This window comes from Shewanella sp. HL-SH8, from assembly GCF_051165765.1.
Taxonomy (GTDB): domain Bacteria; phylum Pseudomonadota; class Gammaproteobacteria; order Enterobacterales; family Shewanellaceae; genus Shewanella; species Shewanella glacialimarina.
On the sequence record NZ_CP195039.1, the window covers coordinates 4,240,746 to 4,254,905 of the forward strand.

Genomic DNA, 14,160 nt, shown 5'->3' on the forward strand with positions numbered 1-14,160 from the left:
AGAAGCGGACGCGGAGTATAGCAGTTGGCAAGGGGGAAGTGTGACTAAAAAAACAGCAAAGGTGAAATAATTTTTATGTTTTCACCAGAGCTTAAAACCCTATAAAATAAGTGGAAATAGAAAAATTTCCACTTATTTCTGTATGTTATTACTGATAACTTGAAAAGTGGCTGGTTTATTAAAAACCGATAAAGAAACCAATATTAGCTATCACTAAACCTAAGGTGATTATCCAAGTGGTTAATACTCCCCAGAAGCGGCCAAAATGATAACCGCCTTTTCCTTGGGTTAATCCTATGGCGTGTAGTAAACGCGCCACAATCCAAGCGGTACCAAAACAGTGAAGCAAATAAACAGGCATGCCATTTGCTTCTGCCACCCCAAGTAAAATTAATACCAGTGGCGCATTTTCTAATAAATTGCCATGCACTCGCATTGCTAACGATAAGTCTTTATTACCGCCATCACCAATACCAATAGCATGTAAACGCCGTAATTTAACAATGCGATAAGCAAGTGCGAGCACCAATAATCCGGTCAAACTCGCATATAAACCTGTTACCAATAAAGCCATTTTTTGCTCCTGTCTATTTTTGTAACACTATCATAACCATAAATGAGTAAACTATCACCTTGATAAAAACCAGCTAAAATTTTAACGGCTGGTATTGAAGGTAAATAGTTTATCGATTAATAACGACGGATCGGTTACTATTCGCTGCATTATTAACCCTAGATTAATTAAGAGTGACTGACGGCCAGTGGATAATCAAGACTTTATCGAAAAACGTAGATTTATCATTAAATTAGGTAAAGCATTACACAAGTTTGGTACGCCAGCTTATCGCCTTGAATCCCATTTGCAGACGGTATCCCACACCCTTGGTATTGAAGGTTATTTTCTTATATCTCCCACGTCTATGACCTTTGTTTTACAACATGATACTGAACAAGAATACAACCATGTTGCCCGCGTAAAACCCGGTGATTTAGATTTAGGCTCACTGGCGCGTACCTTTGAATTAGTTGAAGAATTAAGTTCTGGCCAACGCACATTGCAAGAAGCGCTTGACCGCTTAGAAGAAATTGCCAACAAACCCAACCCTTACGGCCACAAACTCACTTTATTAGCCTTTGGTTCAAGTGCGGGTGCTTTTGCCATGTTAATGGGTACGGGTTGGCATGATGTGTTCTGGTCTGCCCTGCTGGGGCTAATTGTATACAGTTTAGTGTTTTGGGCTGAGCGCTCTAAACGTGTTGCCGAAATGCTAGAGCCTTTGGCCGCCGTTGTTGTGGCTATCCTGGCCTGTGGTATTGCGCAATTTGATGCCAGCATTAATTTACCTGTGACTATTTTATCGGGGATCATCATCTTTGTCCCCGGTTTAGCACTGACTTTAGGGTTAGCTGAGTTAGCGGCGCGCGATTTAATATCAGGCACGGCACGCATAATGGATGCCGTTATGCAGTTGTTTAAACTGTATTTTGGCGCAGTACTTGGGATGACAATCGGTAAAGCCATTTTTGGCGAAGCGATTTACATTGACCCCGAACCACTGCCTCGTTGGGCAATTTGGTCCGCGGTACCCATGCTCTCTATGTCACTGGTGATTATATTTAAAGCCCGCCTAAAAGATTCACCATGGGGTGTTTTTGCCGGTATTGTGGCCTTTTTCTCAGCTATGTTAGGCGGCATTTATTTAGGCGAATCCATCGGTATTTTTGTTGGCGCTCTGGCGGTAGGTATTTACTCCAATTTGTATGCACGTTGGATGAAAGCGCCTGCCTCTATCGCGCTGTTGCAAGGCATTGTTATTTTGGTGCCCGGCAGTAAAACGTATATCGGCCTTAATGCGTTGATTTCTGGTGAAACAATGTTGAATCAGGCACACCTGGGTTCGCAGATATTTTTAATCTTTATGTCGCTTATTGCAGGGCTTATTTTTGCTAACGTGATAGTGCCGCCTAGACGATCTTTATAGGCTGTCGTCATACTCAGATAAATACTGCAGGCTGCTATTTGTCGGCCTGCTTAATTTTTTCGCTACATAATAGTATTTTACCTACTGACTCATTAACCATTCTAGCGACCCATTTATAGCTAATTCTGTCTGTTTAGTTTTTTTAATAACCAATATCAAAAACAATACCAATCAAATACGGTAAACACTTGACTCTATACCAATTCAGGTGTGTTATTAAACATGCTGACAACAAAAACAAAACACCAGCAAAATGTTAACGATCATTTTAGTAACAATTAGTCTAAAGATAATAATTAAAGGACATCTCGATGCCAAAAACCTGTTTAGTGTTACTGAGTATCGCGTGTGCAACCTTGCCATTTTCAGCTTTTACAGCAGATATTAATACAAATAATACATCCTTAACCCCGCCACCTGAAACGGCCTCCCTAGCTGAAAAAGAAACCCCAAATGCCACCGTTAAAGTCAGTAAAATAGTGGTTCAAAGTAATCCAATCTTTGATGAATCTGACCCCGAATCATTCTTTATCCATCGCTGGGCTAACTATCTGCATATCAATACGACTGACTCAACCATCATAGATAATTTAAGTTTTGAAGTGGGTGATGATATTAGCCAAAAAGATATTGAAGAAGCACAACGTCTTTTGCGATCTGAATCTTATATTCGTGACGCTAAAATTACCGTTACCCAAAAGGCGCCAGACGCCGATAATACGACCGACCAAACCATGCTGGTTGAAACATGGGATAACTGGTCACTATTACCGACTGTGAGTTTAAGTAAAAATGGCGGCGGCACTAAGTACTCTTTTGGTATTAAAGAGGATAACTTACTCGGTTTAGGTATTAATACCCGGGTGAAATATCAAGCTAGCGATGACAGAACCGGCTATAAATTTGCCTTTAGCGCACCGGTAAAAGCAATCAAACATGCCATTGTTGCCGCAGATTTTTATGATAATAGTGATGGTCAAGCAACAGCATTGGCTTTTTACAAACCCTTTTATGCTTTAGATACTAAGCACATGTATGGCACATCTTGGGTACAAGATGAGCGAACAGACATCATTCGACAAAATGGTGTCGACGTGAACGAATTTAAACATAATGTCGAGTTTGCTAACCTAACCTATGGTTGGTTGTTAACCCGTGATCAGGAGCAACTTAGCCGGGTGACTTTGGGTTTAACTCAAGATAGCAATAAATTTGAAAATCTTGAAACATATCCGCTAAGTGAATTACCCGTTGATCGTGACTTTATCTACCCCTGGATAGGCTATGAATACCTACAGGATGAATTTACTGTTCTTAATAACATTCACCTTATCGGCAATAACGAAGACTTTAATTTAGGTTGGCACCATTCAGCTAAACTGGGCTTTGAAACCAATGATCTTGCCGATAACGCTAATTTGGGATATCACTTAAATATTCTCAGCAGCAGAGGGTGGCAGTCAGATAACCATTTATTTTTAATCAAACTGCAGGGCGAGGCTGATTTAGCCACCAGCCAGGATGATTTTTATAATGTTTCGTTAGCGTCTGAATACTTTTATAACATTACAGATAAATGGACCGCTTACACCAAAGCAGTCGTTGCAACATCAAAAAATAACTACCTTGACCGTACATTCGCCTTAGGGGATGAGACAGGTATTAGAGGCTACCCTAATGATTATCAACACGGTGATAATCAGTGGGTGTTGACGGCTGAATTAAGAAATTATCCTAATATCAATTTATATCAACTCGCCGATTTGGGCTGGGCTTTATTTACCGATGTTGGTCAGGCATTTGGTGGCACAGATGCATTTAATGAAGTAAATGATCCCATAGGCAGTATTGGTATTGGCGCTCGAATTTATTCATCTAAATCAAGTTACGGTAATATTGCCCACATTGATATTGCCAAGCCGTTCACTAATGGACAAGACTTGAACAGCTGGGAGTTTCGATTCCAAATTAAAGACCACTTTTAACTCGATAACACGTTTGATGCTAAACCTAGCATCAAACATAAATGTCTCGCGAATGTAAATATTGTGAAAATAATCTGAAAACGTAAATGATAACCAATATCATTTGCCAAAATTATTCACAATAGGTACACATATGTTATTTACCCCTAGTAAATTAGCGACTGCAACACGCTGGGCATTATGCTTAATGTCTTTATCATCAGCCAGCGCTATCGCAGATGAGGCTCAGACTAGCAACAAATCAATGGAACGGATGATCATAACTGGCAGCCGCGCTGTTGAGCGTATAGACGAAGTCCCGTCATCGGTTACCTTGATCAATCAGCAAACCCTCGCACAAGATATGCAAGTGACCAGTGAGCTACAAAACTTACTCGCCTTTCGTGTGCCAGGCCTTGCCCCTAGCACGGGGACCTCAAGCAATTCAGGCCAAACACTACGTGGGCGCGCCGCATTAGTGATGATTGATGGCGTGCCACAATCTACCCCTCTGCGTAATGGTCAACTGGGGATAAGCTCTATCGACCCAGGTGCAATAGAACGTATTGAAGTGATTAAAGGGGCTACCTCAATTTATGGTAATGGCGCCTCTGGTGGCATTATCAACTACATCACCAAACGTGCGGGCACTGATAAAGCAAATATTAATCTGGGCGCTTCAACAAAATTTAGCGCGGTAAAACTAGAGGACAGCGCAGGTGTGAGGCTTGATGCCTCGATAGACGGCACGCTAGATGATTTTAGTTATGTATTGAGTGCAATAAGTGAAAAAACAGGTTTAGAGCGAGATGCCGAAGGCGATGTCATTGGCCTAATTTATGGTTTGTCTGAAACCCAATCAAATAACCTTTTCACCAAGCTCGCTTATCAGCTGGACGATGATAAGTCTGTACAACTCACTTACAACTATTATGAAGCCCAGCAAGATGCAGATTTAATTGATGTACTTGGCAGTGTTAATAGTGGCGTAAAAACCTATGCTATTCATAACACTCAAGGCATAGCAAAACCTGGGGTGCCACAAGGCCCTAGAGGCAATCACAATTTAATGTTGAAATACGTCGACCAGGACATTTTTTATAACACCCAACTCACATTAGATGGATACCTTCAAACAATAGAGAACATGTTTTTCTATTCAGCTAGCTTAGCTAACCCTAGCGAAGGTTACGATGGTGGACAATCACTGATTAAATCTGAAAAAACAGGCTTACGTGTGAATTTGGCAACCGCTGCCGACTGGGAACACGTTGCAGCAACCTTCATTTATGGTATCGATGCGCTGCAAGATGTGAGCTCACAACCGCTAGAGGATGGCCGTATTTGGGTGCCAGAAATGGACATGTATAATTTAGCGGCCTACTTACAAACCAAATTTATTATTGCCGATAACTGGATTATAAAAGCAGGCGTAAGACAAGACAGTGTCGACTTGGCAGTTGATAATTATCAAACACTCAAGTTATGCAGTACCCCTAGCACCTGTTCTGTGCCATTTGACGTAAAAGGTGGCGACTTAAGCTATGACTCTACCACCTACAATTTGGGGCTAAGGTATAACTTCAACCCTCAATTCAGCCCATTTGTTAGTTTCTCTCAAGGTGCTGATATTTCAGATTTAGGCAGATTACTACGAGCCGCTACCGTTAATGATATCAACCTAGTACAAACACAAGCCTCGGTTGTTGATAATTATGAAATCGGACTGTCTGGTCAATTAAACGACCTAAGCTATGAGCTTGCGGCTTACAAGAGTGAATCTGAACTTGGCACCAGTAACAAATTTGACCCGGTTACAGGTGTTTATATGCCAGTGCGTGCACCTCAAAAAATATGGGGATATGAGGCACAACTTGACTACCAAATACTCGACAACCTAAGTTCCGGAATCTCCTACAGCTGGGTTGAAGGTAAAGATACCGATGCTGACGTTTACCTAGATGGCGGCATTATTGCCGCACCTAAATTTACCGCTTACCTTAACTGGCAGCCGATTCAGCAGGCCAGCATCGGCTTAAATTATATGTATGTAGGCGATCGTAAACGCTTTGAAAAGGTCAATGGTGCGTACGTTGGAGCACAGGGGCCAATTGAGCATTACAATGTAGTGAACCTCAGCAGCAGCTATCAACTTGACAGCTGGCAATTATCGCTTGGGGTTGAAAATCTATTAAATGAAGATTATTTCTCAGCCCGTTCGCAGGCATATACTTACAATGGCTATAATACTAAATCTCTGGGCACGACTGTTAACCTAGGGGTTAAAGCCAATTTTTAATCCAAAAAAAGACCTTGCAAGCGCAAGGTCTTTTTAATAACAAAAACTGTATTTTATACCACTGCAGTTTTACGCTTTTGATGTGCGAGTACAAGTGCAATCAATGACACCACACCAACCGCAATACCGACTGGCTTACTTAATTCCATCGGTAGGCCAAAACCAATACCTGCGGTCATAATATAAGATACCGTAATACTGGTACCAATAATCGCCGGTAAACTCACAATCCAATGGAAAGTGCCGCGATCAAACAAATACTTAGTCGCTAGCCACAATACACTGGTAGATAACAGCATGTTTGAGAAGGCGAAATAACGCCAGATCAATGTGAAGTCAATCTTAGTCATGAAATAAGCAATCACTAAAATTGGCACAGCTAACAGTAAACGGTTACGCATACTTTGCGGAATATTAAACGCATCGGTAATGGTTAAGCGCAATGAACGGAACGCGGTATCACCAGAGGTGATAGGGAAAATTGCCACAGCAATAATCGCCATAATGCCACCCGCTACACCTAAATAAGTGGTTGCAACCTGATTAACCACTAACCCAGGGCCGCCCTGAGCCAAAATCTCTTTAAGCTCAACATAACCACCTGGGAATGCTGCAATACCTGCAGTAGCCCATACACACGCCACAATACCCTCTGACATCATGGCGCCAAAATACACTGGGCGGACATATTTTTCATTGGTTAAACAGCGCGCCATAATAGGTGCTTGAGTCGAGTGAAAACCACTAATAGCACCACAGGTAATAGTGACAAATAATAATGGCCATGTGGGTAATCCGTCAGGATTAGGCTCTAATAAATCATTGTTATAATGGCTATGGTCAAAGTAGGCTAGAAAGTCTCCGGCCATGGGTAAATGCGGCGCATTGATTAATAATGCCACAGCTAAAGACAGGGTCATCACAATCATTAACAGCCCAAATACCGGATATAACTTAGTGATGATTTTATCAATAGGTAATAAAGTCGCTAAAAAGTAATAAACTAAAATAACCAATACCCAAAAGGTATTTCCGCTTAAGAATGTGCCTTCAAAATAGCTTAAATTACTTAATAGTCCTGCTGGGCTCATAATAAATACCACGCCCACAAAAAACAGTAACATAGCAGTAAAAACCAGCATTAAACCTTTAAAGAATATATTAAAATAGTGACCTGCAATTTCAGGTAAACTTTTACCATCCTCTTTAATACTCAATACACCCGAAAAATAGTCATGTACCGCGCCACCTAAGATATTACCGATGACAATCCATACTAAGGCAACGGGACCATATAAAGCGCCAAGAATAGGACCGAATATTGGTCCTACGCCTGCAACGTTTAAAAATTGAATTAAATAAGCTTTTACAGGGTGAACTTCAACATAGTCCACACCATCATTAAATCGAGCTTGCGGTGTTTTTGCGGTGGGGTCGATTCCAGCTTGTCGTTCTACAAATGGGCTGTAAAATTTATAAGCTAGGACCAGCAACGCAATACATATGAAAAATATAAGCATAATATTTGTCCAGTAGGGGGAGGCATTATTGTAGCTTAGAAGTGTCAACGACTTACCGTGTGAGGTCAAGGCTCTAGCTGCTAGACTAAGGTCTAACAACCCCCTATTAGCTTCACATTTTTAGCTTTTACAACATCAATGTAGCGAGCTGTACCTAGATAACGTCACACAGCATAATAAACATTACACCATTTCACCGACTGACTTAATGTATTTAATCGCGCTGTTATTTCTTTAGCAAACGGCTTACAAGCCTAGACTTTAGAGCTTGCTTGCTGATTTAATAAATGGATCGATATCAAAGACGCCCACCTTAAATGAGCGAGGTGAAATAAAAGCCGTTGATAGGAACAAGGTGTCGAAGAAGACACAAGGTAAACTTATCGAGAATGGTTCGTCTAGTCGCGATGATAATGTCAGTTACAACATTATCCCTTTAACCTGATTACGCCCTGACTCTTTCGCCTGATATAGCTGCATATCAGCCTCTTTGAGTACCTGTTCCCATGTCTCGTCTAGCGTCGGCAAAATGGTGGCGACGCCCGCGCTAATAGTCACAGTAGATGAAATACTAGAGTCAGTATGCTCAATAGCTAATGCCTGCACTGCCTGTACCATCTTCTGAGCAATAGAGACTGCGCCTTCACTGTCAGTGTCGGGTAGAATACAAACAAACTCTTCACCACCGTATCGGGCGACCAGATCATAGGGACGAAGTGCTATGCCATAAATAGCTTGTGCGACTGCGCGAAGGCAGTCATCACCCTGTTGATGGCCATAGGTGTCGTTGTAGCGTTTGAAAAAGTCGACATCCAGCATAACTAATGACAAAGGCTTACTATGGCGAATACAATGGCGCCACGATTCAGGTAAGCTCCGCTCAAATTGACGGCGATTAGCTAATCCAGTTAAGCTATCGAGCAGGGCAATCGCTCGTAAAATATCTGACTGGCGCTTGAGTAAAAATTGGTTTTTAACCCTTGTGGTGGTAATAATGCTGTTTATTGGTTTGTGAATAAAATCAACAGCACCTAATTGAAACCCTTTAACTTCCAACTCTTCATCAAAGTGCGCTGTCACAAAAACCACTGCAGTATGAGCGGTTATAGGATTGTTTTTTACCTCTTCACAAACCTGTAGTCCTGTCATTCCGGGCATTTCAATATCTAACAATATCACGTCAGGCTTCACTTTTTCGCACACTTCAATGGCCTGTTTACCACTAGTGGCCATATAGACATCAAACTCTTGATGAAATAGCTGATGCAATATTTTGATATTTAACGGCTGATCATCAACAATCAAGATCTTACCTTTATTATCGTCAGCCAAACTCAATACTTCAGAATCTAACATTAACCTACCTCCGTCTCGATAACCGCGAGTAATGCCAAAGCATTTTCAAAATCAAGCGCTTGAACTTGGGAATATAACTCGGTCCAACACCTATGATAAGACAATGAAGCGGCCATGTCGTCCACTAGGTAAATAGCATCCAAGTTGTTTTGTTGTAAATATTGCTTCAACAACATGATTTTATTGTTTATAAGTTCAACATCTTCAGGTAAACCTTGCACTTGTGGGTCAACTGCTGGTGCTTCATTTGATGGCGTCTCAGATATATACTCAGACAGCTGCTTAACGCTGAGTTGAGCTAATAAAGTTAACTTCTCCGTCCAGCGTTCAACTTGTCGCACTTGAGGGTTACCGTGTTTAAACTGCTGTTCTAAATAAGCCGCAAAATCAGCTAAGGTTTTTGCGCCAAAATTACTGGCAACGCCCTTAATTCCATGGCTAACTGCGGCGCTAATTAGTGGATCGGCTTGCCCAATTGCAGCTGTAAACAGCAATAACTGTTTATCTATTTCAGCCTCAAATCCTTTGGCCATTTTTTTGAAAAACACTTCATTGTCTCCAAATCGGCTCAGTATTTGTTCAAGGCTATCTAATAAGTGCTCGCCCTCAGCAGGAAGTTTAGGCTCAAGCACTACAGATGTCTCTTGCTTGCCTACAGTATTATCGATTGCAACTGAGGTAAATTCACGCCCTACGAGGGCCAAAATACTCGGCACTAACTTCTGCATATCGATAGGTTTACCTATGTGATCATTCATGCCGGCATTGATACAATTGACTCTGTCTGACTGTGAGGCATTAGCCGTCATAGCAAGAATAGGCAACTGATCAAAACGGGCATCTTGTCGAATGCGTCGAGTTGCCTCCAGGCCATCTATATCAGGCATCTGCATATCCATAATAACGATATCGAATGCCTGTTTTGCTTGGGTAACCAAAGACACGCCCTTAATACCACCTTCGGCCAATACCACCTTAGCGCCTTCTAGGGTAAGTAGTTCATCGGCCACTTGCCTATTTAATTGATTATCTTCTACCACTAAAATGGTTAATCCCGACAAGCGCTTTTGCTTGTTCAGTTTTACCGGTACCGGTAAAGCCATCAGCTCACCGCGGATCACTTGGCTAATGGACTCAGCCAAAAGCTTAGACGTTACAGGCTTAGTTAAAAAGTGCACAAATGGCGCACTTGAATCTTTATAATCTTGACGGCAAGCTTCTTCACTGTAAGCCGTCAACATTATTACCGCCGGTGCAATACCTTGCTGGCCCTGCTGGCCTTGCACCGACGCACGCAATAACCTCGCGGCATTTATGCCATTAAGTTCAGGCATATTCCAATCCATTAAAACAACATCAAACGGCAGTCGAGCATTATTGGCCTGTTTACATTTAGTTATCGCTTCAGCACCGCTATGAGCACACTCGACTACGCAGCCAAAATTAACCAAGATACTTTGTAAAATGTCCGTAGTGGTATGATTGTCATCCACCACTAAAATTCGACATCCCTGAATATCGATTGAAGCTTCTGCAGTCATAGGTATTAGCGGTAAAGTGACATCAAACCAGAAGCAACTTCCTTTGCCGACTTGGCTGGTGACTAACAACTCACCGTCCATCAGCTCTACCAAACGTTTACTAATGGCTAACCCCAAACCTGTGCCTCCAAAACGCCTAGTTGTAGAAGATTCCGCTTGTTCAAATCCGGTAAAAATGCGACTAAGTTGCTCTTCACTGATGCCTATCCCTGTGTCGGTAATCGAGAATCGCAGCTTGTTATTTTCCGCTGTTGATTCAAGGCACTCAATGCCAATCACGACTTGCCCTTGTTGGGTAAACTTCAGCGCATTGCCGGCTAAATTGATTAGCACTTGCTGTAATCTTAGCTTATCGAGAAGCAGCCAAGATGGGATAGCGGGGTCAAGATTAAACATCACTTCAACATCACGATTGCCAAAATAACCTGATAACACCACGGCAAGGTCGCGCATTAACATTTCTATTTCGCAGGGCTGCGGGTCAAGTTGTAACTTACCGGCTTCAATTTTAGAAAAGTCCAAAATGTCATTTAATAAACCCAACAGAGATTTAGCCGCAGTTTGCGTCTTAGCAATATAATCCTCTTGCTGAGTGGACATGGCGGTATGCTCCATTAGCTGCAACATGCCCAGCACCGCATTCATTGGAGTACGAATTTCGTGACTCATATTGGCTAAAAATACCGACTTTGCGGCATTAGCTGCATCAGCTTGTTCTTTGGCTGTGCGAAGCGTTTCTTCTATTTCACGTTGTTCGGTAATATCAATATTAATACCAATCACTCTCACAACATTGTCATGCTTGTCTTTTTCAACCTCGGCAGCCGCTTGAATATAACGAATTTCACCATCAGTCTTGATGATTCTAAATACTGGATCATATACCTCAGTGCCCGCTATCGCCCCTGTCAGTTTCTGCTCTACCATTGCTAAATCATCAGGATGAACTCGACTAAGCCAATGATCGTAGGTTATCTCCTCTTCTCGCATGCTCAATGGATAACCGTAAATCCTAAGCATACGGTCATTCCACTGCAAACTATTGTCTAGTACGTTGAAAGTCCAAATACCCATTTTGGCCACTTCAGAAGCCTTACTCAGATGATTACTTGCCGTCACTAAAGCATCTTGTTGTTGTAATACCTGGGTAACATCCACCGCAATACCTAAATAACCCACTAAGAGACCGTCATCATCGCGCATAGCAGTAACTGATAAGGATACCTGGCAATGGGTTCCATCTTTTTTGATATAAGTCCAATTGCGCGTTTCCGAGCCTTCTGTTCTGGCCTTATAAACAAATACATCAAAACCTTCAATCGGAATACCATAATGCTGCGATAACTCAATCGAACGTGACTCTATCTCTTCACGTAAGTGCATTAAAGCAGGACTGCATACACCGACTAACACTTTGGCGTCATAGCCCAATAGACGTTCTGCCCCGCGATTAAATATCGTAATAATACCCTTTTCATCTGTGGCAATTATCGACATTTCAGAAGCCGCATCTAATACACTGGTTAATAGTGATCCCAGTTTATTTTTCTCAATCTGGGCAAATTTACGCTCAGTAATATCGGTGCTGAGTGCAATAAAGCGTTCGATATTGCCATTGTCATCGGCTACTGAGCCAATAATGGTATCAAACCAATGTCTGCTACCTTGTTGGTCTAAATTACAAATTTCACCGTGCCAGGATTGCCCCGAATTAATCTGTGCCCACATGCCTTGCCAAAATACGGCATCATGTTCACCAGAGCGTAATATTGAATGGTTTTTCCCTATGAGCTGCTCGCGAGAATAGCCACTCATTCGACAAAAGTAGTCGTTGACCTCTAAAATAACACCGTTAATATCAGTAACTACAGAAAGTAGTTGATCATTAATTGATTTAAGCAGGGCTCTATTTTCAGATAGAGCTTGTTGCAGCTCTTGCGTTCTGTTGGCAACCTTAAATTCCAAGCTTTCATTTAACTTTAAAATCCGCAGCTCTGCATCTTGCTGCGCCGTAACATCGCGAATGGTTTGACTAACGCCGACAATATCACCCTGTTCATCCACTATCGCCATAGCGGTCATAGACGCCGCTAAAGTTTTACCATCTTGGCATTGATGAGATGAAACTTGATTCAAAATAACCTCTCCAGCTAACACTTTCGCAAACCAACATTTTTCAAGTTCAGCTTTTTCAGGCGGTACAATCAGCTCAGTACTAAGTGACCCATACACCTGTGCCTCGTTGTAGCCAAACAGTAACTCAGCACCTCGATTCCAGCTGGTGATATAACCCTCGAGATCATAACTAATGATGCCGTCAAGCGAATGCGCTAGCATATTGGCTAACCTTGCCTGTTCAGTTAACACTTGTTGTTTACGTTGTAAACCAATAGACCACAGCACAACCAATCCCGCCAATAAAATACTGACAAGCACGCTATACATAAATACAACACTGGCATGATTAAGCTTTAAGTTATTGATAAATTCAGGGTAGGCGCTTATCTTAAATTGCCATGTACGGCCAAAAATATTCTTGTTCACCGTATATTGATAGTGGGTAACAGTAGCCGCTTCTGTTGCCTGAGTTTCATAAAAAGTAATGGGGTTATCTTGCGAAGTTACATCCGTCAGGGTTAACTGAGCTGTTTGCTGGTATAAAGCTAATCCGCTCAATACATCATCGGCCACCAAAGGCGCATAGCTCCAACCATATGCTTCAATTTTGCGAGCTTCTGGTGTTAAAGGAGTTACTACACTGCGGTATAATGGCATCAAAATTAAAAAAGATTGTAACGATTTGCCTGTCGCCTGCACTAAGGTAATTGGCCCAGACAAACGCACTTCACCAGATAGCATTGCGGCATCGGCTGCCTCTCGGCGTTGCAGCTCTGAGCCAATATCAAGACCAACAGCAGCAATATTACGTTCAACCGGTTCAATATATTGAATCACATAACGGTCATTATCGTGGGGAGCAAGCTGACGAATAGCAAAATTAGGCCAACTATCTTGTTGAGCTTGGGTAATAAAAGACGCTTGCTGCTCAGGGGAAACAATACGAATAAAACCAAACCCACGCGCGCCGGGAAACTCCTTATCAACCTCTCGCGTTGCACTGTAGCGAACAAATGCCTCACGAGATACTTCATTTTCGCCAGCGGTAACAATCATTCCACGAGCACCGCGAAGACCATATTGATAAAGAGTGATACGGCTCAATACTTGATAACTAATTTGTTCTGAAGCAGTTTGAAGTGACTTATTGATTTCAGCGGAGTTACGCTCATTAACTACCCAGGCCAAAGCGGCACTGATGATTAAGCCCAAAAATAGCACTGCGAAGCCGCGCTTAACGGCAGTTTTGTACTCCAAAGACAAATCCATAATCACCTAAGATATTAAAATTATAGAGTTATGATATTGGACTACTCAGAAAGATTTCGCCAGTGGAATCACTAATGGTTAAAAAAATCTTTTCTAAAGCGTTAATTTCAC

At 42.0% G+C, this 14,160-nt stretch carries 7 protein-coding genes; 3 read left to right on the top strand and 4 right to left on the bottom strand.

Features of this window, described 5'->3' with window-relative positions:
• Window positions 1-178: 178 nt before the first annotated feature.
• Window positions 179-574: an MAPEG family protein gene (locus ACRWQN_RS18750; protein WP_434927395.1), complete on the bottom strand. Its 396-nt coding sequence runs from the start codon at window positions 572-574 to the stop codon at window positions 179-181.
• Window positions 575-761: 187 nt separating this feature from the next.
• Between ACRWQN_RS18750 and ACRWQN_RS18755 the strand changes: the two genes are divergently transcribed.
• From ACRWQN_RS18755 to ACRWQN_RS18765, 3 genes are all read left to right on the top strand, one after another.
• On the top strand, window positions 762-1,982 hold the full coding sequence (locus ACRWQN_RS18755; protein ID WP_434927396.1) for a threonine/serine ThrE exporter family protein: 1,221 nt from the start codon (window positions 762-764) through the stop codon (window positions 1,980-1,982).
• Window positions 1,983-2,293: 311 nt separating this feature from the next.
• Entirely contained in the window at window positions 2,294-3,967 is a 1,674-nt protein-coding gene (locus ACRWQN_RS18760) for a ShlB/FhaC/HecB family hemolysin secretion/activation protein (RefSeq protein ID WP_434939315.1), read from the top strand.
• A gap of 133 nt (window positions 3,968-4,100) precedes the next feature.
• Entirely contained in the window at window positions 4,101-6,245 is a 2,145-nt protein-coding gene (locus ACRWQN_RS18765) for a TonB-dependent receptor (protein WP_434939316.1), read from the top strand.
• Between the two features lie 53 nt (window positions 6,246-6,298).
• On the opposite strand, the gene ACRWQN_RS18770 is transcribed toward ACRWQN_RS18765, so the two are convergent.
• The 3 genes from ACRWQN_RS18770 to ACRWQN_RS18780 all read right to left on the bottom strand — a co-directional run bounded on the left by ACRWQN_RS18770 (window position 6,299) and on the right by ACRWQN_RS18780 (window position 14,037).
• Window positions 6,299-7,765, bottom strand: coding sequence for a carbon starvation CstA family protein (locus tag ACRWQN_RS18770; protein ID WP_226412855.1), 1,467 nt, complete (start codon window positions 7,763-7,765; stop codon window positions 6,299-6,301).
• Between the two features lie 420 nt (window positions 7,766-8,185).
• Window positions 8,186-9,121: a diguanylate cyclase domain-containing protein gene (locus ACRWQN_RS18775; protein WP_434939317.1), complete on the bottom strand. Its 936-nt coding sequence runs from the start codon at window positions 9,119-9,121 to the stop codon at window positions 8,186-8,188.
• The gene (locus ACRWQN_RS18780; protein WP_434939318.1) at window positions 9,121-14,037 is read right to left on the bottom strand and encodes a PAS domain S-box protein; all 4,917 of its coding nucleotides are present in this window, start codon (window positions 14,035-14,037) and stop codon (window positions 9,121-9,123) included. Before ACRWQN_RS18780 ends, ACRWQN_RS18775 begins: the two co-directional genes overlap by 1 nt.
• Window positions 14,038-14,160 lie beyond the last annotated feature (123 nt).